Consider the following 21,670-nt stretch of genomic DNA (forward strand, 5'->3'; position numbering starts at 1 on the left):
CGCCGCGCCCCTGATGACGGCCGGCGCGCTCACCTTCTGCATCCTCCTGCTGCACGCGCTGGGCCTGCTCGCCGCGATGCATGCGGTGATGCACACGCGCACCCCGCAAGGCGCGATCGGCTGGGCGTTCGGCCTGTTGCTGCTGCCCTACGTCACCCTGCTGCCTTATCTCTATCTCGGCTCCAGCCGCTTCCTCGGTTACCGCGTGAGTCACCAGGCGCCAAGGGAACATCCGGCAGCGACCGGGGCGGACGACGAACCGGCCACCGATCCGGCCTGCCCCGGCTACGCCGCGATCAGCGCCCTGCAGGGCCGGCCATTCCGCAGCGGCAACCGGCTGCGCCTGCTGATCGATGGCGACGCCGCCTTCGACACCATGCTGGCGGCGATGGCCGAGGCACGGCACTACCTGCTGCTGCAGTTCTTCATCATCCATGACGATGCGCTGGGTCGGCGCCTGCAGCAGGTCCTGCTGCAGCAAGCCGCCGCCGGGGTGCGCGTCTGCGTGCTGTTCGACGGCATAGGCAGCCATGCGCTGCCACGCAGCTACGTCGAGACCCTGCGTGCCGGTGGCGTGCAGATCCACCGCTTCGCCACGCATCGCTGGCGCAACCGGCTGCAGCTCAACTTCCGCAACCATCGCAAGATCGTGGTGGTCGATGGCGCGCGCGGCTATGTCGGCGGGCTCAACGTGGGTGACGAATACCTTGGCCTGAAGCCGCCGCTGGCGCCGTGGCGCGACACCATGCTGGAACTGCGCGGACCGGTGGTGGCCGACCTGCAGCAGCTGTTTGCCGACGACTGGCACTGGATCACCGGCAGCACGCCACCGCTGCCGCCGGCGCCGACTGAAGACGGGAACGCCAGCGCGCTGATCGTGGCCAGCGGCCCGGCCGATCCGCAGGAAACCGGCTCGCTGTTCTTCACTGCCGCGATCAACGCGGCGCGCCAGCGCGTGTGGCTCAGCACGCCCTATTTCATCCCCGACCACGCGGTGCGTGCGGCGCTGCAGCTGGCCGTGCTGCGGGGCGTGGACGTGCGCATCCTGATTCCGTCGCGCCCGGACCACCACACCGTCTTCCTGGCCTCGACCCTGCACGCGTACCAGGCCGTGCGCGCCGGCATCAAGGTGTTCCGCTACCAGCCGGGCTTCCTGCACCAGAAGGCGTTGCTGATCGATCGCGAGGCCGCGGCGATCGGCAGCATGAACCTGGACAGCCGCTCGTTCCGGCTGAACTTCGAGGTCGGCGCGATGGTGGTCGACCACGGTTTCGCCGCGGACGTGGCGGTCATGCTGCTCGACGACTTCAGGCGCGCCCGGGCCATCGACGAACACGAGTATCGCGATGCACCGTACCTGCGCCGGGTCGCCATGCACGTGGCGCGATTGTTCGACCCGCTGCTGTAACCACCATGCGAGGCAGGACAGGCGCCAGCTCGCCCTGTTGCCTGGCATGACGGCCGTCGGCGTTTCCGCCTCTGCCTTCGCCGCCGGTGAACCGTCCCATCTTGTCGGACGTACGCTGTCGATCGACGGCAACACCTGGCGCTACCAGGTCTTCGTGCCGGACGGCTGGACGGCTGAAAGGAACTGGCCGGTGGTGCTGTTCCTGCACGGCGGCGGCGGGCGCGGCGGCGACCAGGTTGGCGCAGGCACGATCATCGTTCTCAAAAAAAGGAGCCGGCAGGGTCGCTGACGGCTCAAGTCTGGGGAGCGGGTGAAACGGCCTTGCGGGCGCTGGAGCCGGATGGCAGCCGTGCTCGCGCAAGACTGCCGTGGCACTGAAAAATCAGAAATCGTAGGTCACGCCGAAGCGCACGTAGCGTGGCTGGGATTGCGAAACCGCCATGCCGTAGGTCGGGTCCAGCGCACTGGTCTCGCCATAGAAGGGCGAGGTCTGCGTGGTGACCCGATTGTCCAGCACGTTGTAGACCATGACGTTGAAGGCGAGCTTCTTTTCCGCCCACAACGGGCGGTACTCGGTGCTCAGGCTGAGCGTGTATTGCCACGGATTGTGACCCGCATCGCCAGGCCGCGACGGCACGCCGCCGCACCAGTGGTAGTAGTCGCCGTAACCGGTGGGGTTCGATTCCGCCGGCCCGAATTTTCCAAGGCAGCTGCGCGGCGCGCCGGAAATGATCGCCAGGTTGCCGGACACCAGCCACTCCGCCGCCAGCTGATAGGAGCCGTACGCCTTGAGCTGGTGGCGCCTGCTGTTGGAGAGTTCGCCGTTGGCATACTGCATCAGCGAGCCGAAATCCCAGTCCACCGTGGCCGAGACGTCGGTCTGGCCGATGTCCGTGCGCACCTGGCCCTCGCTATTGCCGTAGCTGCGCGAGAACAGGTAGTCGACCTTGCCAAACCATTTGCCGTCAAACGGGTGTTCCAGATAGACGTCCAGACCATAATAGTGGCGCTTGATGCCGGAGCTGAATCCGAAATCGGCGGTCGTCATCGGAACCGAGTAGTAGCCACTGCCATCCAGCTTGGCCACCTTCAGGATATTGGTGCGCCCCGGGTTGAACAGATAGGCGCCGGAGATCAGGCCGGCGTCGTAAGTGGCCGGATCGATGCCCATGCGATCCATCTTGGCCGCGACGGACGCGGAGTCACTGTAGTCGTCGATCGCGGTGCGCAGGTTGCGGTAGGTAGCCTTGGCGCCATACACCCACGCATCGCCAAGCTTTCTGTCGAAGCCGGCAATGAACTCGTCCTGGTACTCGGATTTCAGGTTGGTCGCCGCCACCGTGTTCGGGTCTTTCGACTGGCCGTATTCGCGGTTGGCCGAGATCGGTGCGCCAAGCCCACGGCTGGTGTCGATCGGCGTCAGCCCGGTCGGCTGGCCGTGGGCATCGATGCCGGTATAGGTAAAGTATTCGCGGGTGTACAGCGGTGCACCGGCCTGGCGCATCGCCACGGTGGCCGGCATCGCCAGGAAGTAGCGACCCGCGTTGCCGTACACCTTGAAGCTGGAGTCGCCATTGACGTCCCAGCTGAAGCCGACACGGGGCGCCCATTGCGGCTTGGTCAGGCGCAGATAGGCCACGCCGTTGGGGTTGTAGTTGGTGAACTGGTCGTTGCGGATACCGAGCTTGACCAGCCAGCGGTCGTTGATCTGCCAGGAATCCTCGAGGTACTGCGCACGCTGCTCCACCCGCACCGAGCCGCCGCCGTAGCGCTTGTACTTGGCCACGTAGTAGCCCGTGCCGCCACCGGGATAGCCGTTCGGTGCGGCGACATAGGGATCGTCTCCCGGCGCACCGATGATCGGGTTGCCCGGTGCACCCTTGTTGTATTCCCACGCAAAACCCTGTCCGGCCATCTTGTTGCCGTCGTGCAGATCCTGCACGGACTGATTGTCGATACCGCCGGTCAGCGTGTGATCACCGAGCCGGTAGCTCAGGTCCAGCCGAAGATTGGTATTCCGGGTGGTGTGCGCGGGGTCGTTGACCGCACCGACCGTGCCCGGACTGGTGATCACCGTGCCGCCGTTCAGCGCCGGGTTCTGGTTGTACGACGAGTACAGTCGCGGATAGGTCGGATCGTAGCCGATGATCTCGTTGTAGTAGGTGCCATCCATGCGCCCGTACAGCACCGACAAGGTGAGGTTGTCGGTGAGGTAGCTGGTGAACTTGCCGGTGTACAGGTCCGCACCCACCTTGGTCGACACCGCATGGCTGTTGAAACTGCCCGTGGCGCCGGTTGCATAGTCGTAGTTGTACACATCCGCCGAATACGCGCGCTTGGTCGAGGCACCGGTGACTTCGAGAATGTTGCTGTCATTGATGTTCCAATCCAGCTTGGCGTACCACTTCGGGTAGTCGTTGCGATAGCGAGTGCTGAGGTTGGCGTCGGTCGAGCTGGTGCTGTTGCCCTGGCGGCGCTCGGCCTCGACCGACGCAAACACGAACAGCTTGTCCTTGATCAGCGGGCCACCGGCGTACAGGCTTTCCACCGTGGTCCACGAATTTTCGTCGGCGTTGCGGTTGTACAGCTTGCCCTTGTCCGGGCCGTTGACGTAGTCGATGTCGCGCTGTTCGCCACGTGCAAACGCCGGCGTCCACGACAGTTGCGCACCGAATTGCCAGGTGTCGGTGCCGCGCTTGCCCACCTGGTTGATCACGCCGCCGTCGGAGCGACCATAGGCTGCGCCGTAGCCGCCGTTGAGGATTTCCTGCTGGTCGATGGAGCCATACGGCAAGGCGAAGCCGCCAAAGCCGCTGAGCGGATCGGTCGTATTGAATCCGTTGATGTAATAGGCGTTCTCGGTCACCGAGGATCCGCCGAACGAGACCAGCGCGTTGCCGGTCGGGCCGCCGAAATAGTCGCTGCCGGCAACCACGCCGGGCGCCAGCAGCGCGATCGCCTCGGCGCTGCGCGCCAGCGGCAACCTGGCCAATTGATCGGCGGTGATGACGGTGCGCGAGTCCACCGAAGTGACGTCGATCGAAGGCAGTGCATTGGCGCTGACCGACACGGACGACAGCTCGCTGACATCAGCCCTTGCAGCTTTGCCAAACGATACTTCGGCGCCCGAGCCGACCCGCAAACTGACGTTCGAGCGCGAGTCCACCACCTTCCCGTCGCGCAGCAAGTTGACGGTATAGGTGCCCAGCGGCAGCGAAGTCAGCGCATAGTGCCCTTGCGCGTCGATGGTGGCCTGGCGGGTCACGCCGGATGCGCTGCTGACTACCACCGTTGCGCCCTGGGCGTCGGGCACCTGCCCGAAAATGCTGCCGGTCGTGGCTTGGCCGTGGGCTGCACCGACCAGGCACATTCCGGAGAAGAGCGCGGTCGCCAGCACGTTCCGGCGCAGCAAGACGCCCCTCGCGGGGGAATGATTTTTCATCGGTAGTTCTCTCCAGATGCGTTTCGTAAAAGGTCGAACCGCGCCGTCCCTGCATTGATGGCCGCGGCATGGCCGGGGGAGAAGTCGGTCGTTCCGCCAACGCGATTTCCGAGCCTGCCCCGATCGGCCCGTCACGCAACGCTGCCTGCCTGGAAGTGCGCTGGCGCCCCGTTTCCCCGCGCGCAGCGAGTTCCATGGCGGAACGGAACCAAGCGTGGACGACGCCACCGCGCAGCGTCTTGTCGATTCAACGCGAAGCGCATGCGGAAATCCGCACAGCGGGGCATGCGCCATCGCCCGTCGCCCGTCGCCCGTCAGCGGTCGGCCATCGCGCGCAGCCAAGACCCCTAAATGCCGCTCAGGGCTTGCTCCCTGGCTGCAGGTTGCGGAAGTCCCGGGGCGTCATCCCCACCGTGGCCTTGAACTGGCGCGCGAACGCGCTCTGGTCGGTGAAGCCGCAGGCCAGCCCTATGTCTGCGACACTGGACGTGCCCTGCAGCAGGCGCATGGCCGACTCGATGCGCAGCTTGGTCAGCGCTTGTTGCGGGGTCAGCTGGAACACCCGACGGAAGTGGCGTTCCAGTTGCGCCACCGACACTTCGGCCAGTTCGGCCAGGCTGCTCACCCGCACGCTTTCCGCAAAATGCAGTTGCATGAATTCAATCACCCGGATCAACCGCGGATAGGTGGGATGCCGTCCATCGGGCTTGCTCAGGTCACGCGAAATGCCGATCACGCCACACACTTCGCCGCGCTGTCGCAGCGGGTATTTGCAGGTCAGGCACCAGCCCGGTGCGCGGTTCGGAAGGATGTGCACTTCCAGCTGGTTCTCGATGGTTTCACCGCTCAGCGCACGCCGGTCCTGCAACGCATAGGACGGACCCAGTGCGCGCGGAAACACCTCGGTCACATGGCGCCCGACCACCTCGTCACGACGCTTCAGGCCCAGCCGCCTGACCAGGGTGAGATTGGCATGGGTGTAGCGCCCCGAGCTGTCCTTGACGAAGAACACCACGTCCGGCAAGGCGTCAAACAAGCCCTGCAATTCACATGCTGAAATCTTCATGTCCATGAACTTTTCCCCGGGTATCCCGATCCAGCGAAACAGCCGATCCGGACAGTAACAAGTCGCGCGGCGCGATGGATGTGTTGTGCTCAATTCCGCATGGAACCTTGACAGGCCCGCCTAGACGCCTCCGGCCATCCGCCACGACCATGGCCGAATGCACACCATCCACATCATCGACTCCCACACCGGCGGCGAGCCCACCCGCGTCGTCATCGGCGGCATGCCCGATCTCGGCGCCGGCTCGCTCGCCGAACAACGCCAGCGCTTCCAGCAGGAACACGACCATTGGCGCAGCGCGATCACCTGCGAACCGCGCGGCTCCCACACCATGGTCGGCGCCCTGCTGCGCCCGGCGGTGAACCCCGGTTCGTGCACGGGGGTGATCTTCTTCAACAATGTCGGCTACCTCGGCATGTGCGGGCACGGCAGCATCGGCGTGATCCGCACCCTGATGCACATGGGACAGATCGGCCCCGGCCGCCACGCGCTGGATACACCGGTGGGCACCGTCGGCGTGGAGTTGTACGCGGACGGCCGCATCTCGATCGACAATGTCGAGAGCTATCGGCATGCGGCCGACGTGCAGGTCAGCGTGCCCGGCCACGGCACGGTGCGCGGCGACATCGCCTGGGGTGGCAACTGGTTCTTCATCACCAGTGATGTGCCATTGCCACTGGAGATCCGCCACCAGCGCGAGCTTGGCGCCTATACCGAGGCGATCCGCCAGGCGCTGGAAGCCGAAGGCATCACCGGTGCCGACGGCGCGGCGATCGATCACATCGAGATCAACGCCCACACCGCCGCCATCGACACCGATGCGCGCAACTTCGTGCTGTGTCCCGGCTTGGCCTACGACCGCTCGCCCTGCGGCACCGGCACCAGCGCCAAGCTGGCCTGCCTCGCCGCCGACGGCAAGCTCGCACCCGGCGCGCTGTGGCGCCAGGAAAGTATCCTTGGCAGCGTGTTCGAGGCCTGCTACCGCCCGGGCGGGCGTGGTGTGTTGCCGCGCATCAGCGGCAGCGCCTACGTCACCGGCCAGGGCGTGTTGCTGATCGACGACGACGACGCCTTCGCCTGGGGCAGCGGCGCCTTGTGAGCAGTTACGACCTCATCGTGGTGGGTGCCGGCATCATCGGTGCCAGCTGTGCACATGAGGCAAGCGTGGCCGGCTTGCGCGTCGCCATCGTCGAACCCGGTCCGATCGGCGGTGGTGCCACCGCCTGCTCGATGGGGCACCTGGTGGCGATGGACGACGATCCCGCCGAGTTGGCGCTGGCGCGCTATTCCCTGCGGCGCTGGGAAACCTACGCCGGGCTGGCCGCGGCCGAGTTCAGCCGCTGCGGCACCTTGTGGGTGGCGCGCAACGACAGCGAACTGGCCAGCATCGCGCCACGCATCGCGCGGCTGAGCGCCTCCGGCGGCACCGCGCACGCCGTCGACGCGCAAACCCTGTACCAACTTGAACCCGCGCTGGCGCCAGGGCTGGCCGGCGGCATGCTGGTGGCCGACGAGGCCGTGGTCTATCCGCCGCGGGTGGCACAGCATCTGGTGCAATGTGCGCAGCAGCGCGGCGCCCGCCTGTACGCCGGACGTTTCGTGCGACGACTGGGCCGTGCCTCGGCCTCGCTCGATGATGGCAGCCTGCTGTCCGGCCCCCTGTTGCTGGCCACCGGCGGCGCACTGCCGCGCCTGCTGCCGCAATTGCCGATGCGTCCGCGCAAGGGACATCTGCTGATCACCGAGCGCTATCCCGGCGTGCTGCGCCACCAGGTGCTGGAACTGGGCTACGCCGACAGCGCCCACGGCACCGCCGACAGCAGCGTCGCGTTCAACGTGCAGCCGCGCCCGACCGGCCAGATCCTGATCGGTTCCTCACGCGAGTTCGACGTGGAAGACCGGGCTGTCTCGCCGGCGATGTTGCAGCGGATGCTGCGCCGCGCGTTCCAGTTCCTGCCCGTGCTGCAGCAACTGCAGGGCCTGCGCGCGTGGACCGGCCTGCGTCCCGCCACGCCGGATGGACGTCCGTACCTTGGCGCCGTTGCCGACCACCCCGACTTGTGGGTGGCCGCCGGTCACGAGGGACTCGGCGTGACCACCGCCCTGGGCAGTGCCCGTCTGCTGATCGACCTGCTGCTCGGCCACACACCGGCAATCGACCCGGCGCCTTACGCGCCGACGCGGGCGCTGGCATGAAGACGGTGCGCGTGCTGGTCAACGGCCGGGCCGTCAGCGTACCGGCCGATGCCAGCGTCGCCGCGGCGATCGCACTGGCCGCACCGGCATGTTTCCGCCGTTCGGTCACCGGTCAACCGCGCGCGGCGCTGTGCGGCATGGGCGTGTGCTTCGAGTGTCGCGTGCGGATCAACGACGTGATGCACGTTCGTGCATGCATGACACCGGTGCGCGAGGGCATGCAGGTACGCACCGATGACTGAGCATTACGACGTGCTGGTGGTCGGTGCCGGGCCGGCCGGCCTGGCGGCCGCACAAGCGGCTGCCGGCCACGGCGCGCGCGTGGGACTGCTTGACGCACAACCGCGCCAGGGCGGACAGGTGTGGCGGCACGATGCGCTGCACGATGCGCCAGTTGCCGCGCACCGCGCGATGACCCGGCTCGCGGCTCAACCATCGGTCAGCTGGCTGGCCCAGCACCAGGTCATCGGCGCCGACCCGTACAGCTTGCTGGTCGAGACGCCACGTAGGGCGGTCGAGCTTTCGTTCGGCAGCCTGGTGATCGCCACCGGCGCGCGCGAACTGCTGCTGCCGTTTCCGGGCTGGACCCTGCCCGGCGTGACCGGCGCCGGCGGACTGCAGGCGTTGGCCAAGCAAGCCTGGCCAGTACAGGGAAAGCGCGTGCTGGTTGCCGGCAGCGGCCCGCTGTTGCTGGCGGCAGCCGCCACCTTGCATCGCCACGGCGCACAGGTGCTCGGCATCCACGAGCAGGCTGCCGCCGCCGCGATGTGTACGTTCGCACTGCAGTTGTGGCGCTGGCCCTCACGCATGGTGCAAGCGCTGCAGCTGCGCGCCACCCTGCGCGGCATTCCGTATCACTTCGGCTCGTTCGTCAGCCGTGCCCACGGCGATGGCAGATTGAGCGCCGTGGATATCTGCACGCCGCGCGGTAGCTCCCGCATCGAGTGCGACGTGCTGGCCATCGGCCATGGACTGGTGCCCAATGTGGAATTGCCCGGCATGCTGGGCTGCACGCTCGACCGGCATGGCGCGCACGCCGCCACACAGGTGGACGACCTGCTGCGCACCAGCGTGACGAACGTGTATGCCGCCGGTGAGACCTGCGGCATCGCCGGACTTGCCGCAGCACGCATCGAAGGGGGTATCGCCGGCCACATGGCGGCCGGCGCCCACACGGCGGCCGCCGCTCTGCTCGGCCAACGCCGACGCGCACGCCGCTTCGCCGACGTGCTGGCACGGCATTTTGCGCTTGATCCCCAACTTCACGCGCTGGCCGACGCCGGCACCATCGTCTGTCGCTGTGAAGACGTCACCCTTGGCGCACTCGAGCACTTTGTCGACTCACGCGCTGCCCGACTGGCCACGCGCTGCGGCATGGGCGCCTGCCAGGGACGCATCTGCGGCAGCGCGCTGGCCGAGCTCGGCCGCTTCCCGCGCGGCGACGGCCGCCCACCGATTTTCCCCGCCCGACTGGCCACGCTGGCCACCAGCGCCATTCCCGCCTTTCTTTCGCACGACTCTGGAGACCATCACGCATGACCACGCACGCACTCTGGCAAGGCGTCATTCCCGCCATCACCACGCCATTCAACGCTGACGGCACGGTGGACCACGACTTCCTCGCCCTCCATGCCGGCAAGCTGCTCGACGCCGGCTGCACCGGCGTGGTCCCGCTGGGCTCGCTGGGCGAGGCGGCGACACTGAGTTTCGACGAAAAGGTGGCGATCATGCGCACCCTGGTCGCCGCCGTGGGCGACCGCGCGCCGGTGATTCCCGGCATTGCGGCGCTGTCCACCGACGAGGGGGTGCGACTGGCGCGCGAGGCCAAGCTGGCCGGCTGCGCGGCGCTGATGGTGCTGCCGCCGTATGTGTACTCCTCCGACTGGCGCGAAATGAGCGCCTACGTATCGGCGGTGATCGAGGCCACCGATCTGCCGTGCATGCTTTACAACAATCCGGTGGCGTACAAGACCGACTTCTCGCCCGAACAGATCGCCGCGCTGGCCGCCGAGCACCCGAATGTGCAGGCGGTGAAGGAATCGTCCGGCGAGATCCGCCGTTTCGCTGCGCTGAAGTCGCTGCTGGGTGACCGGCTGCAGCTGCTGGTCGGCATGGACGACGCGCTGGTCGAAGGCGTCTGCATGGGTGCCACCGGCTGGATCGCCGGGCTGGTCAACGCGTACCCGAAGGAATCGGTGCGCCTGTTCGAGCTGGCCCGCGAAGGCGGCTCCGCCGCTGCCGCCGAGCTGTACGCGTGGTTCCTGCCGCTGTTGCGGCTCGACACCGTGCCGAAGTTTGTGCAGCTGATCAAGCTGGTGCAGCAGGTAGTGGGATTGGGCAGCGAGCGCGTGCGCGCACCGCGACTGGTGCTCGAAGGCGCCGAGCGCGAAGGCGCGATGCGCGTGATCAAGCACGCCATCGCCACCCACCCGGAGCCTTGAGATGGACGTCCAGGCCTCGCTGGTCGGTGGCCGCTGGCGCGCACCCGCGTCCCCGGCGAAGTCGTTTCGCGCGGTGGACCCGGCCACCGGCGAAACCATCGGGCCAGCCTTTCCCGTCAACAGCGCCGACGAGATCGAAGCGGCGCTGGGCAGCGCCTGCGCGGCGGCCGCAGAGCTCGCCGCGACGCCCGCTGCCCGCATCGCCGACTTCCTCGATGCGTACGCCCAGGCCATCGAGGACGATGCAGCCAGCTTGGTGGCGCTGGCCCATGCGGAAACCGCCTTGCCCGCCGAAACCCGGCTGACGGCGGTGGAGCTGCCGCGCACCACACGGCAGTTGCGCATGGCGGCGCAGGCAGCGCGCGAGCACAGCTGGACGCATCCCGTGATCGATACCGCCGGCGGCCTGCGTTCCCACTACGCCCCGCTGCACAAACCCGTGCTGATCTTCGGGCCGAACAATTTCCCGTTCGCGTTCAACGCGGTCGCCGGCAGCGACTTCGCCTCGGCCATCGCCGCACGCAATCCGGTGATCGCCAAGGCACATCCCTCGCACCCGGCCACCAGCCGGCGGCTCGCTGAGCTGGCGCACGGCGCCTTGCGCCAGGTCGGCCTGCCGCTCGCCACCGTGCAGTTGCTGTATCAGTTCGATGCCGAGCTTGGCCTGCGACTGGCCGGTGACGCGCGCCTAGGCGCGATCGGCTTCACCGGCAGTCGCCACGCCGGCATGGCGCTCAAGGCGGCGGCAGATCGCGCCGGCATTCCGGCCTACATGGAGATGTCCAGCGTCAATCCGGTCTTCATGCTGCCGGGCGCGCTGGCCGAGCGCGGTGAACTGCTGGCGCAGGAGTTCTTCGCCTCCTGCACGATGGGCGCCGGACAGTTCTGCACCAATCCCGGTTTGCTGGTGGTGCCGGAAGACGCCGCAGGCGACGCCTTTGTCAGTGCCACCCTGCCGCTGTTTGCCGCGGCGCCGCCCGGCGTGCTGTTCGGCCGCGGCGTGCTGGAACAGCTGGAGGCCTCGGTGGCTGCGCTCTGCGGCTGGGGCGCGACATGCCTCGTCGGCGGCACGTCGGCCGGGCCGGGCTTTCGCTATCGGCCCACCCTGCTGCAGGTCGGCGCGCGCGCGTTTCTCAAGCACCCGCGCGAACTGCAACGCGAGGCTTTCGGGCCGACCAGCCTGCTGGTGCGCCCGCGTGACGCCGACGACATGCTGGCCATCGCGGCAAGCTTCGAAGGCAACCTCACCGGCACCTTCCATGCCGCCAGCGATGGCAGTGACGACACCTTGCTGGCGTCACTGGCGCGGATACTGCGCCCGCGGGTCGGTCGACTGATCATGAATCGCATGCCCACCGGCGTCGCGGTCAGCCCGGCGATGAACCACGGCGGCCCCTACCCCAGCACCAGCCACGCCGGCTTCACCGCCGTCGGCATGCCGGCGGCGATCCGCCGCTTCGCCGCGCTGCACTGCTACGACCACGTGACCGACAGCTTGTTGCCCGACGAACTGCGCGACCGCAACCCCGGCAAGCTAGCCCGCCTGGTCGACGGCCATTGGCGCGACGATGATCTCGCCCCCCGCGGAGAAAACGGGCCATGACCCCACACGACAGCAGCCGCCAGATCGGTGGCCTGGACATGGCCACCGTGCGCGCCGGGCTGCAGCGCTGGCCTGCCGTCGCGGCGCCGATCAGCGGCTACGAATACGGCCAGCGTCAGCACCGTGCGCGCGTGCTGATGCGCGAACTCGGGGTCGATGCCCTGCTGGTCACCGCCGGCGCATCGCTGCGCTACTTCACCGGCGTCAGCTGGGGCGCCAGCGAGCGGCTGGTGGCCTTGCTGATCACCGCCCAGGGCGGACCGATCATGATCTGCCCCGCGTTCGAGACCGGCTCGCTGGATCGCGTGTTGCGCAGCAGTGCCGACGTCCGCACCTGGGAAGAACACGAAAGCCCGTACGCACTCGTGGTGCAGGCGATGCAGAACCGACGCGCCAGCACGCTCGCACTCGATCCCGCGGCAGCCTACGTCGTGGCCACGCGCCTGGTCGATGCGCTGGACGAACGTCGCCTGATCGATGCCAGCCCGATCATCGACGGCTGCCGCATGCGCAAGTCGAGCGCCGAGCTGGCCCTCATGCAGCAAGCCACCGCGATGACGCTGCAGGTGCAGCGACTGGCGGCAGGCGTGCTGCACGAAGGCATCAGCAACCATGCACTGGTGCGCTTCATCGACGACGCCCACCGCGCGCTGGGCGCCGACAACGGCTCCACCTTCTGCATCGTGCAGTTCGGCCAGGCCACCGCCTATCCGCACGGCATTCCCGGCGAACAGCGGCTGGCCGCGGATGAGTTGGTGCTGATCGACACCGGCTGCTCGGTGCAGGGTTACAACTCCGACATCACGCGCTGCTACATGTTCGGACGTCCGAACGCGGAGCAGGCGCGCATCTGGGAACTGGAACACGCCGCGCAACGCGCCGCGTTCGAAGCGGTGCACCCCGGCGTGCCGTGCGAGGCCGTGGACGCTGCCGCACGCGCGGTGGTGGAGCGTGCCGGCCTGGGGCCAGACTACCGCCTGCCCGGCATTCCCCACCGCACCGGCCACGGCTGCGGCCTGAGCATCCACGAGACGCCCTACCTGGTGCGCGGCGACACCACCGCGCTGGAGCCGGGCATGTGCTGCAGCAACGAACCGATGATCGTGCTGCCCGACCGCTTCGGCATCCGCCTGGAAGACCATTTCCACGTCACCGCCGACGGCGCCGCCTGGTTCACCGAACCGTCGCCCGCCATCGACCAGCCGTTTGCCTGACCGGCATGCCCTGATCCACGCCATCGGAGCGCCGCCATGACCGACTTGACCGACCGCCCCGGCATCGCCTCCATCGCCACGGCGGCGAGCGACGATCACGCCGGACGCTTCCGCGCGCTCTCCTCTCAGGAATGGACGTGGCGGCAGGCCCAGTTCGCCGGCGCCGACGAAGAAGACGTCCAGGCGCAACTGGCCGATCACCTGCCGCGCGTCGACGCCGCCACCCAGTCCCTGCGCGAACGCTGTTGGACCGATGTGCTGAACCAGCTCGACGCCATCCCCGTCGATGCATTGCACCGCGACGAGCAGGTCAGTTACCTGGTCTACCGCAACCAGGTCGAAACCCTGCTGGCCGACCAGCACTTCCGCACCTGGCAGATGCCGTTCAACAGCGACACCTCGTTCTGGGCCAACCTCGGCTTCACCGCGCGTCGGCCGCTGCGCAACGTCGCCGACTACCGCCGCTACATCGGACTGCTGCGCGACATCCCACGCTACTTCGACGAGCAGATCGCGAACATGCGCGCCGGCCTTGCGCGCGGCTTCAGCGTGCCGCGGGTGGCCCTGGCCGGACGCGATCAGGCGATCGCCGCGGTGGTCGATGCACGCGGCGTGGACAGCCTGTTCTACACGCCGTTCCGGCAGATGCCCGCAAACATGCCGGCGGACGAACAGCCGCGCCTGCGCGCCGCCGGCCTGGCGGCCATCCATGATGCCGTGGCCCCGGCCCACGCGCGGCTGCTCGACTTCATGCGCAACGTGTACATGAAGCAGGCGCGCGACAGCCTCGCCGCCGAGGCGATGCCGGACGGCGAGGCGTTCTACCGCGCGCAGGTCCGCAAGTTCACCACGCTGGACATGAGCCCCGATGCGATCCATGCGCTGGGTCTGCGCGAGGTGGCACGCCTGCACGCGGAGATGAAACAGGCCATCCGCGAGACCGGCTTCCAGGGGAGCTTCGCCGGGTTCCTGCATGACCTGCGCACCGATCCGAAGTTCTACCCGAAGAGCGCCGACGAACTGCTCAGGCAGGCCGCCTGGATCGCCAACCGGGTCAATGGAAAAATCGGCCAGTACATCGGCCGGCTGCCACGCCTGCGCTTCGTGATCGAGCCGGTGCCGGCGGATCTGGCGCCGTTCTATACCGGCGGCCGCGGGGGCGCCGGCTACTACATGGTCAACACCGGCGACCTGCCCTCGCGCCCGCTGTATGCCCTCACCGCACTGACCCTGCACGAATCCTCTCCCGGCCATGCCCTGCAGATGCCGCTGGCGGCCGAGCAGGAGGATTTGCCGGCATTCCGCCGCAGCAACCACCTCTCCGCCTATACCGAAGGCTGGGCGCTGTACTCGGAACGGCTCGGCGTGGAAATGGGTTTGTACGACACGCCCTGGGAGCGCTTCGGCTACCTCGGCTACCAGATGTGGCGCGCCTGCCGGCTGGTGGTCGATACCGGCATCCACCATCTGCAATGGAGTCGCGAACAGGCACTCGACTACCTGCGCGAGTACACCGCGCTGGGCGAACACGAGATCGAAACAGAAGTGGATCGCTACATCGCGTGGCCGGGCCAGGCGCTGGCTTACTACCTTGGCGAAATGACCATCGTGGAAGCACGTGCGCGCGCCGAAAAGGCGCTGGGCGAGCGCTTCAACCTGCGCGCCTTCCACGACACCGTCCTGGCGCTCGGTTCGGTGCCGCTGCCGGTGTTGCAGCAGCAGGTCGACCATTTCATCGCCGAAGGCGGCAAGTCGCCCTACGCCGACGAAAAGCCCTGCAAGTCGCCCTGACCACCGCGGTGCTGCGCGGCCGCAGGCCAACGCAGCGCCCACGCCCGCACTCACTTCCCTGTACCCGTGCGTTGCGGGCGCAGGCCCCCTCCAAGCCGTTGCCGGATCACGCCCCATGTCCTCGACCGGAAAGTTTCATCGACAGCTCAGCCTCACCGACCTGACCTTTATCGGCCTGGGTGCCATCTTCGGCTCAGGCTGGTTGTTCGCGGCCAGCCATGTCTCGGCCATCGCCGGACCGGCCGGGATATTGTCCTGGCTGATCGGCGGTGCGGCGGTGCTGCTGCTGGGCCTGGTGTACTGCGAGCTGGGTGCGGCGTTGCCGCGTGCCGGCGGCGTGGTGCGCTATCCGGAATACTCGCACGGCCGGTTGCTGGGTTCGCTGATGGGCTTCATCACCCTGATCGCGTTTTCCAGCCTCATCGCCATCGAGACCGTGGCCTGCCGCCAATATGCGGCCGCTTGGTTTCCCGCCTTGAATCGGGACGCAAGCGGCGCCCCCACCCTGCTGGGCTGGCTGGTGCAGCTGGCGCTGCTGACGCTGTTCTTTGCGCTCAACTATTTCAGCGTGAAGACCTTTGCCCGGGCCAACAACCTCGTCAGCATCTTCAAGTTCCTGGTGCCCCTGCTGGTCATCGTGGTGCTGCTGTCCCATTTCCAGCCACAGAACATGAGCCTGCACGGTTTTGCGCCTTACGGCTTCAGTGGCGTGGAGGGAGCGGTCTCCGCTGGCGGCATCATCTTCGCCTACCTGGGACTGACCCCGATCATCTCGGTGGCCAGCGAGGTGCGCGACCCGCAGCGCACGATCCCGATCGCGCTGATCCTCTCGGTGCTCCTTTCCACGGCGATTTACCTGCTGCTGCAGGTGGCCTTTCTGGGCAGCATCCCCACGCACATGCTGGCGCAGGGCTGGGGCGGGATCGGTGCGATGTTCTCGCTGCCCTACCACGATATCGCCATCACCCTGGGCATCGGCTGGCTGGCTGCGCTGGTGGTATGCGATGCGGCGATCTCGCCCAGCGGCACCGGCAACATCTACATGAACACCACGCCTCGCGTGGTCTACGGCTGGGCACGCAGTGGCTCGTTCTTCAAGCTGTTCGCGCGCGTCGATGCCGACTCCGGCATCCCGCGCCCCGCGCTGTGGCTGAGCTTTGCACTGTCGGTGTTCTGGACCTTGCCGTTCCCCTCGTGGGAAGCCCTGATCAGCGTGGTGTCGGCCGCCCTGGTGCTGAGCTATGCGGTGGCGCCGATCACCGTGGCGGCGCTGCGCCGCACCGCGCCGGAACTGCCACGGCCATTCAAGGTGCGCGGCTTCGGCCTGCTCGGCCCGCTCTCTTTCGTGGTGGCCACCTTGATCGTGTACTGGTCGGGCTGGCAGACCGTGTCATGGCTGCTGGGCCTGCAGATCGTGCTGTTCGTGGTCTATGTCCTGTGCAGGCGGCCATCGCCCGAAGATCGTTCCAGGTTTCGCCAGGACGTGTCTTCGTCGTGGTGGCTGATCGTCTACTACGCGCTGATCATCGCGTTGTCCTGCCTGGGCACTTTCGGTGGCCGCGGCGTCCTCGGCCATCCCTGGGACTCGCTGGCCACCGCCGTCGTGGCGCTGCTCATCTACCGCTGGGGCGCCCGCAGCGGACTGCCGGCCCATTTGCTTGACCTGGGCAGCGATGACGACTGAGCGTCCGGCACATGATGCGCTGTCGGCAGTCTCGCGTCCGCCATGAACGCCGTGGCCTTGCCAGTCGCCACTTGTTGCCGCCCGCTCATCGAAATGACAAGATGCCGTGTCGGAAAAGGCAGACTTGGTTTGGTAAGCCCAAGTCCTTTCGGTAACGAAAGCTCTGGTCTTTGGCTTCGTGCACAAGATCCCCGCGACGAACAGGTGGCGCCATCCAGGCGTCCAAACGTTCGTCCGCAGGGTTCTCATTGTCGAAGAACGCTCCGGTCGAACATCGACCCAGGAGCAGTTCATGCACAAGCATCACCCGGATATCCATGACGTCGTCATTGCCGGCGGCGGCCCCGTCGGCCTGTTCCTCGCCTGCGAGCTGCGCCTGTTGAACCTGTCGATTCTGGTGCTGGAGCGATCCGAAGATCCCCACTCTCCCTTGAAGCGCCTTCCATTCGGGATGCGCGGCCTTTCGGCGGCCACCCTGGAAGCCCTCTACCGTCGTGGCTTGCTGGACGAGGTCGTCGCGGCGCAGCGTGCGAATGATGCCGCAGGCGATACGGCGACATCGGCACACGGAAAGGAACAGTCGCGTCGGCCAGCCGGCCATTTTGCCGGCATCCAGTTCTATCACGACGACATCGACAGCTCGAAGTGGCCTTATCGCCTGCCCAGCCCGGCCGACACCAGCATGGCCGTCGCTTTGGAGACGCTCGAAACCGTCCTGGCCAGGCGGGCCAGCGCGATGGGCGCCGACATTCGGCGCGGCTTCAGCGTCGACGCCTTTCACGCGTCGGACGAGGAGGTGGCCGTTCACGCCGGCGGGGAGACGTTTCGCGGGCGCTGGCTGGTCGGTTGCGATGGTGGCCGAAGTGCCGTGCGCAAGGCCGGCGGCTTCGATTTCGTCGGCACCGATCCCGAGTGCACCGGCTATTCCGTCGACGTCGAGATGGCCGACCCGGACGCGCTTCCGCCCGGCCGGCACTACACGCCGACCGGCATGTACACCCATGCGCGGCCCGGCACCATCGCGATGGTTGCATTCGACGGCGGAGCCTTCCACCGGGTCCAGCCGATCACGCGGGAGCATGTGCAGGCGGTCTTGCGGCGCGTGTCCGGCACGCAGGTCACTTTGACAAAGCTTCGGCTCGCCACCACCTGGACGGATCGCGCCTGCCAGGCAAGCGCGTATCGCCAGGGGCGGGTATTGCTCGCGGGCGATGCCGCGCACTTTCATTCGCCCCTGGGCGGTCAAGGGCTCAATCTCGGGCTCGGCGACGCGCTGAACCTGGGTTGGAAGCTGGCATCCACGATCCATGGCGACGCGCCGGCCGACCTGCTCGACAGCTACCAGCTGGAGCGGCATCCGGTGGGAGCGCGCGTGCTCGACTGGTCACGCGCGCAAGTCGCACTCATGCGGCCCACCCCGAGCACGCGCGCGCTGGAAGCCATCATCCGCGATCTCATCGCGACCCGCGATGGCGCGACGTATTTCGCCGAGCGCGTGTGGGGTGTTTCGCTTCGCTACGATCTTGGCGGCAGTCATCCCTTGGTGGGCCGCAGCGTTCCAGATTTCGAACGGCTCGACGGAACGAAGGTCGGCAGCCTTCTTCGCGAGGGCAAAGGCCTCTTGCTGGACTTCGATGCTGGCGCATCGCTTCAGGCGCTTGCAGGCCGATGGCAAGGCCGGGTTAGCCATGTCGCAGGCGACGTCAGGGATCGGCTGGATTTGCGCGCGGTACTTGTTCGCCCTGACGGGTTCGTCGCGTGGGCGAGTGAGGTCGTTCCTGACGACAGGGAGATTGCCCAGGCCTTGTCGCGATGGTTTGGCGAGCCTGGGGATGCGGGTGAATCCGCCTAATCGATAGCTGTCTGATCCGGTGTGATTCCCGCCGGAACGGTTCCGGCGGCCGCGCCTCAAGCGATGCGCAACCACATCTCCGGAAACGACGAACCCTCGCGATCGACGATCGCGAGGGTTCGGATGATTCGTTGCATTTCAATCGATCATCCCGGCGGCAGGCAACCACGCGTGGCTTGCCTGCCGCCGGGATGCGGCACTTCATGGAGTCAGCCTGGCCTTCACCGCCACGCCGGAGTAAGGCGCGGCAGCCGTCACGGCAACGTAGTAATACGTGTTGCCGCTGGGTTGCGCGATGTCAATCGATTCGCTGTTGCCGCTATGCGCCGACACCTGGTCGTAGTCGGTTGCCGACGGCCAGCCGCGGCGGCTGACATAAAGATCGGCATTGCCCGTGCCTCCCGTGGTTTCCACATGCAGGCCGGTCGTGCCATTCGGCACCAGGATGTAGAAGTACTCGGTGTCACCCACGCGGGTGGCCTGCACGTTGCTGTGCTGGCAACCGCTGGCAAGCATACCGGCATCCCCGGTGCATTCCGGCCAGGTGGCTGGTGGCGGCGTGGTGGACCCGCCACCCAACGATGCACTGACCGCCACGCCGGAATACGGCGCCGTGGCAACGACCGCGACATAGTAGTAACCCGCAGCCGATGGCGGCGTGACACTGACGCTCTCGGTATTGCTGCTGCCGGTCGAGCGCTTGTCGTAGTCGGTGGTGCTGGGCCAGCCACGTGCGCTGAGGTACAGGTCTGCATTGCCGCTGCCACCGACGGTATTGATCGTCAGCGATGGCGTATTGGCCGGCAGGTAGATGTAGAAGTACTGACTGTCACCGGCACGCGAGGCCTGCACGTTGCTGACCTGGCAACCATCGGCGAGCTGGCCCGATGATCCCGGGCATTCCGGCAGGTTGGACGGCGGCGTGGTCGGCGGCGGGTCGGTGGGCGGCGGGTCCGTCGGCGGCGGCGTGCTGGGAGGCGGCGTGGTGGTGCCGCCGCAGGTGGAGGTGTCGCCCTGGTTCGCGTTCAGGCAACCCAGCCACGTGTTCCAGTCACTGTCATGGGTGTTGTGGATCGACTGCAGGTAGCTGGCGTAGCCGGTGTAGTTGCCCGGACGGAAGTAGCCCAGGATCTGCCCGACCTGCTGCGGCTGCTTCTCGAACATGTAGCGCACGCCGAGGTAGCCCCAGCGATAGACGCGCTCTTCGCCGCTGTTGTAGTCGTTATCGTAAACGGTACTCAGCGGGAATTGCTTGGTGCCCGCGTCGGCGATCGCTTCCGGATACGGAATGCCGCGATAGCTGTACGACACGTACTCGGCCAGACCTTCCACCCACCAGACGCTCGGCACGCTCATCGCGGCGTTGAAATCACCGTACATGTCGAAACGGCCGTCCAGGTAATGCACGTATTCGTGGGTGAGGTTCCACACCTCGAAGGTCGGCCGCATCCATTCGGCTTCATACGCCACGAAGCGCGGCTGGTTGGCCGGATCGGACGGGTCGCCTTCCAGGTACATGCCGCCGTTGTTGGTGTCGTTGCCGAAGATCACGCCCGAGTACGTCTGGTAGTCCGTGCTCGAGTGGAAGATCACAAGTTCCAGCATGGTGTTGTGGTCGTTCGCCACCGGCGTGTTGCCGTCGTTCACCCGGTCGTGGAAGTATTGCTCTTCGTTGATCACCTTGTTGCAGGTTTCCGTCACCTGCGCAGGAGTCAACGCCTGCGCGCGCAGGCGCAGGTCCGGGCTGCACTGGGTGGTGATCGGCAGCACCACCTGGGCCAGCTGGGTCTGGAAGTTGCAGATGCCGAAATAGCTGCAGTCCGCATGATCGTAGAAGTCGGCCACGTCAGCCGTGCCCACCCAGATCGACGCGCCCGCGCCGGTCATGCTGTAAGCCGTAAGGATACTCTTGACCTGCGGCTTCACCGTGGGCTGCAGCGAGGTGTACTGCAGGAAGCGAGCCAGTTCGCGACTGGCATTGGAGAGCAGGTACTCGTTGTCGGTGCCTACCTCGGCAGCATTGCGCGACACGAAGCCCGACAGGCTGGTGGTGATGCTTGCATCGCTTTGCACCAGCGCCTGGAAGTCCGCGTTGTAGTGACCGCGGAACAATACGGTGAACACGTTGTTCACCGCCGACATCATGTACCAGTACGAGTGGTAGCTCGCGTTGTAGCGATCGAGCAGACCCTTCACCGTGTTCATCTGGTGGGCGTTTTCACCCGAGCTGTCGATCAGGGTGACGAACTCGGCCAGTACCGCGCCGTGGTCGTCATTGACGTCGCGGAAATGCGAGTTCGCCACGAACGCGTCCAGCGCAGGGCGGATGGCATTCTTCAGCGGCGTGCCGTAGGTGCCCACATCCGTGGGGTCGCCGTATTGCACGTAGTAGCCCGCGCGCAGGAACAGGATCAGCTGCAAGGTGCCCGCACTGTTGTTGCCCGCGTAGCTGGCGGCGTTCGACTGCAGCGCATTGGCGATCGTCACCATCTTCGCCTGATTGAACACCTGGCCTGCGCTGGCACCGGTCACGCCGAACAAGGTGTTGATGCAACCGTCCACCGACGAATTGCGCACCAGGGTGACCAGGGTGCTGCCGCTGGCCGACGCGAAGGCGTTGACGTCACAGGCGGCCGTGGCCGCGGCCAGACTCCTGCGCAACGAGGTCGACTGGTTGCGTTCGGGACGATCGTAGTCGGTGTACAGGTGCTCACGCGACGACGATTGTGGCGGGCGCTCGTTCGGCTTGAGTGGACGCAGCTGGTGGTGCCGCAGCGTTGGCTGCAGTCCGGTCGTGCGCAGTGCTGCGGCGGTCGGCGCCGGTGTTTTCTTCTGAACCTTTGTCGGCGCCGCATAAAGCGGCAAGCTGCATCCAAGCGCCAACAGAACCGCACTCACGCATCGCGCGAGTGTCTTTCGCGTGTAATTGTCCATGTTCCCCTCCATTGAAGACCCCCCGTGGCCTGACTCGCG

Annotated in this window: 15 protein-coding genes; 12 read left to right on the top strand and 3 right to left on the bottom strand. The window is 66.8% G+C overall.

Translation table 11 applies throughout. The features are described from left to right. Nucleotides 1-13: 13 nt before the first annotated feature. Together cls and I6J77_RS15310 are read left to right on the top strand one after the other, a co-directional pair. On the top strand, nt 14-1,408 hold the full coding sequence (cls, locus tag I6J77_RS15305; RefSeq protein WP_204109675.1) for a cardiolipin synthase: 1,395 nt from the start codon (nt 14-16) through the stop codon (nt 1,406-1,408). Nucleotides 1,409-1,454: 46 nt separating this feature from the next. Continuing rightward, nucleotides 1,455-1,697, top strand: coding sequence for a hypothetical protein (locus tag I6J77_RS15310; RefSeq protein ID WP_204109676.1), 243 nt, complete (start codon nt 1,455-1,457; stop codon nt 1,695-1,697). A 93-nt stretch (nt 1,698-1,790) separates the two neighbouring features. On the opposite strand, the gene I6J77_RS15315 is transcribed toward I6J77_RS15310, so the two are convergent. Together I6J77_RS15315 and I6J77_RS15320 are read right to left on the bottom strand one after the other, a co-directional pair. Continuing rightward, entirely contained in the window at nt 1,791-4,850 is a 3,060-nt protein-coding gene (locus tag I6J77_RS15315; RefSeq protein ID WP_204109677.1) for a TonB-dependent receptor, read from the bottom strand. A 358-nt stretch (nt 4,851-5,208) separates the two neighbouring features. After that, nucleotides 5,209-5,922: an AraC family transcriptional regulator gene (locus tag I6J77_RS15320; protein WP_204109678.1), complete on the bottom strand. Its 714-nt coding sequence runs from the start codon at nt 5,920-5,922 to the stop codon at nt 5,209-5,211. A gap of 151 nt (nt 5,923-6,073) precedes the next feature. On the opposite strand from I6J77_RS15320, the gene I6J77_RS15325 reads away from it, so the two are divergent. From I6J77_RS15325 to I6J77_RS15370, 10 genes are all read left to right on the top strand, one after another. Continuing rightward, complete coding sequence (locus tag I6J77_RS15325; protein ID WP_204109679.1) at nt 6,074-7,015, top strand: proline racemase family protein; 942 nt, start codon at nt 6,074-6,076, stop codon at nt 7,013-7,015. Next, nucleotides 7,012-8,112, top strand: a complete 1,101-nt coding sequence (locus I6J77_RS15330; RefSeq protein WP_204109680.1) for an FAD-binding oxidoreductase — start codon at nt 7,012-7,014, stop codon at nt 8,110-8,112. Before I6J77_RS15325 ends, I6J77_RS15330 begins: the two co-directional genes overlap by 4 nt. Beyond that, nucleotides 8,109-8,354 (top strand): 2Fe-2S iron-sulfur cluster-binding protein, encoded by a 246-nt coding sequence (locus I6J77_RS15335; RefSeq protein ID WP_204109681.1) that lies wholly within the window; start codon nt 8,109-8,111, stop codon nt 8,352-8,354. Before I6J77_RS15330 ends, I6J77_RS15335 begins: the two co-directional genes overlap by 4 nt. Next, the gene (locus I6J77_RS15340; protein WP_204109682.1) at nt 8,347-9,651 is read left to right on the top strand and encodes an FAD/NAD(P)-binding oxidoreductase; all 1,305 of its coding nucleotides are present in this window, start codon (nt 8,347-8,349) and stop codon (nt 9,649-9,651) included. Before I6J77_RS15335 ends, I6J77_RS15340 begins: the two co-directional genes overlap by 8 nt. Further along, nucleotides 9,648-10,553 (top strand): dihydrodipicolinate synthase family protein, encoded by a 906-nt coding sequence (locus tag I6J77_RS15345; RefSeq protein WP_204109683.1) that lies wholly within the window; start codon nt 9,648-9,650, stop codon nt 10,551-10,553. Before I6J77_RS15340 ends, I6J77_RS15345 begins: the two co-directional genes overlap by 4 nt. 1 nt (nt 10,554) lies before the next feature. After that, nucleotides 10,555-12,156 (top strand): aldehyde dehydrogenase (NADP(+)), encoded by a 1,602-nt coding sequence (locus tag I6J77_RS15350; protein WP_204109684.1) that lies wholly within the window; start codon nt 10,555-10,557, stop codon nt 12,154-12,156. Next, nucleotides 12,153-13,370 carry a Xaa-Pro peptidase family protein gene (locus I6J77_RS15355; protein ID WP_204109685.1) on the top strand — a complete coding sequence of 406 codons (1,218 nt, stop codon included), beginning with the start codon at nt 12,153-12,155 and terminating at the stop codon, nt 13,368-13,370. Before I6J77_RS15350 ends, I6J77_RS15355 begins: the two co-directional genes overlap by 4 nt. A gap of 36 nt (nt 13,371-13,406) precedes the next feature. Continuing rightward, entirely contained in the window at nt 13,407-15,161 is a 1,755-nt protein-coding gene (locus I6J77_RS15360; protein WP_204109686.1) for a DUF885 family protein, read from the top strand. 115 nt (nt 15,162-15,276) lie between these two features. After that, the gene (locus tag I6J77_RS15365) at nt 15,277-16,845 is read left to right on the top strand and encodes an APC family permease (RefSeq protein WP_204109687.1); all 1,569 of its coding nucleotides are present in this window, start codon (nt 15,277-15,279) and stop codon (nt 16,843-16,845) included. 292 nt (nt 16,846-17,137) lie between these two features. After that, nucleotides 17,138-18,697, top strand: coding sequence for an FAD-dependent monooxygenase (locus tag I6J77_RS15370; RefSeq protein WP_204109688.1), 1,560 nt, complete (start codon nt 17,138-17,140; stop codon nt 18,695-18,697). A 201-nt stretch (nt 18,698-18,898) separates the two neighbouring features. Here the strand turns inward: I6J77_RS15370 and I6J77_RS15375 are convergent, their stop codons facing one another. Next, nucleotides 18,899-21,562: a M9 family metallopeptidase gene (locus tag I6J77_RS15375; protein WP_204109689.1), complete on the bottom strand. Its 2,664-nt coding sequence runs from the start codon at nt 21,560-21,562 to the stop codon at nt 18,899-18,901. Between the last annotated feature and the right edge of the window lie 108 nt (nt 21,563-21,670).

Source organism: Rhodanobacter sp. FDAARGOS 1247 (genome assembly GCF_016889805.1).
Lineage (GTDB): Bacteria > Pseudomonadota > Gammaproteobacteria > Xanthomonadales > Rhodanobacteraceae > Rhodanobacter.

Excerpts from the sequence above, each read along its gene's own strand:
- I6J77_RS15340 (WP_204109682.1), top strand. The coding sequence starts at position 8,347 with ATGACTGAGCATTACGACGTGCTGGTGGTCGGTGCCGGGCCGGCCGGC.
- cls (WP_204109675.1), top strand. The coding sequence starts at position 14 with ATGACGGCCGGCGCGCTCACCTTCTGCATCCTCCTGCTGCACGCGCTG.
- I6J77_RS15335 (WP_204109681.1), top strand. The coding sequence starts at position 8,109 with ATGAAGACGGTGCGCGTGCTGGTCAACGGCCGGGCCGTCAGCGTACCG.
- I6J77_RS15345 (WP_204109683.1), top strand. The coding sequence starts at position 9,648 with ATGACCACGCACGCACTCTGGCAAGGCGTCATTCCCGCCATCACCACG.
- I6J77_RS15350 (WP_204109684.1), top strand. The coding sequence starts at position 10,555 with ATGGACGTCCAGGCCTCGCTGGTCGGTGGCCGCTGGCGCGCACCCGCG.
- I6J77_RS15355 (WP_204109685.1), top strand. The coding sequence starts at position 12,153 with ATGACCCCACACGACAGCAGCCGCCAGATCGGTGGCCTGGACATGGCC.
- I6J77_RS15360 (WP_204109686.1), top strand. The coding sequence starts at position 13,407 with ATGACCGACTTGACCGACCGCCCCGGCATCGCCTCCATCGCCACGGCG.
- I6J77_RS15310 (WP_204109676.1), top strand. The coding sequence starts at position 1,455 with ATGACGGCCGTCGGCGTTTCCGCCTCTGCCTTCGCCGCCGGTGAACCG.
- I6J77_RS15325 (WP_204109679.1), top strand. The coding sequence starts at position 6,074 with ATGCACACCATCCACATCATCGACTCCCACACCGGCGGCGAGCCCACC.
- I6J77_RS15315 (WP_204109677.1), bottom strand. The coding sequence starts at position 4,850 with ATGAAAAATCATTCCCCCGCGAGGGGCGTCTTGCTGCGCCGGAACGTG.
- I6J77_RS15320 (WP_204109678.1), bottom strand. The coding sequence starts at position 5,922 with ATGGACATGAAGATTTCAGCATGTGAATTGCAGGGCTTGTTTGACGCC.
- I6J77_RS15370 (WP_204109688.1), top strand. The coding sequence starts at position 17,138 with ATGCACAAGCATCACCCGGATATCCATGACGTCGTCATTGCCGGCGGC.
- I6J77_RS15365 (WP_204109687.1), top strand. The coding sequence starts at position 15,277 with ATGTCCTCGACCGGAAAGTTTCATCGACAGCTCAGCCTCACCGACCTG.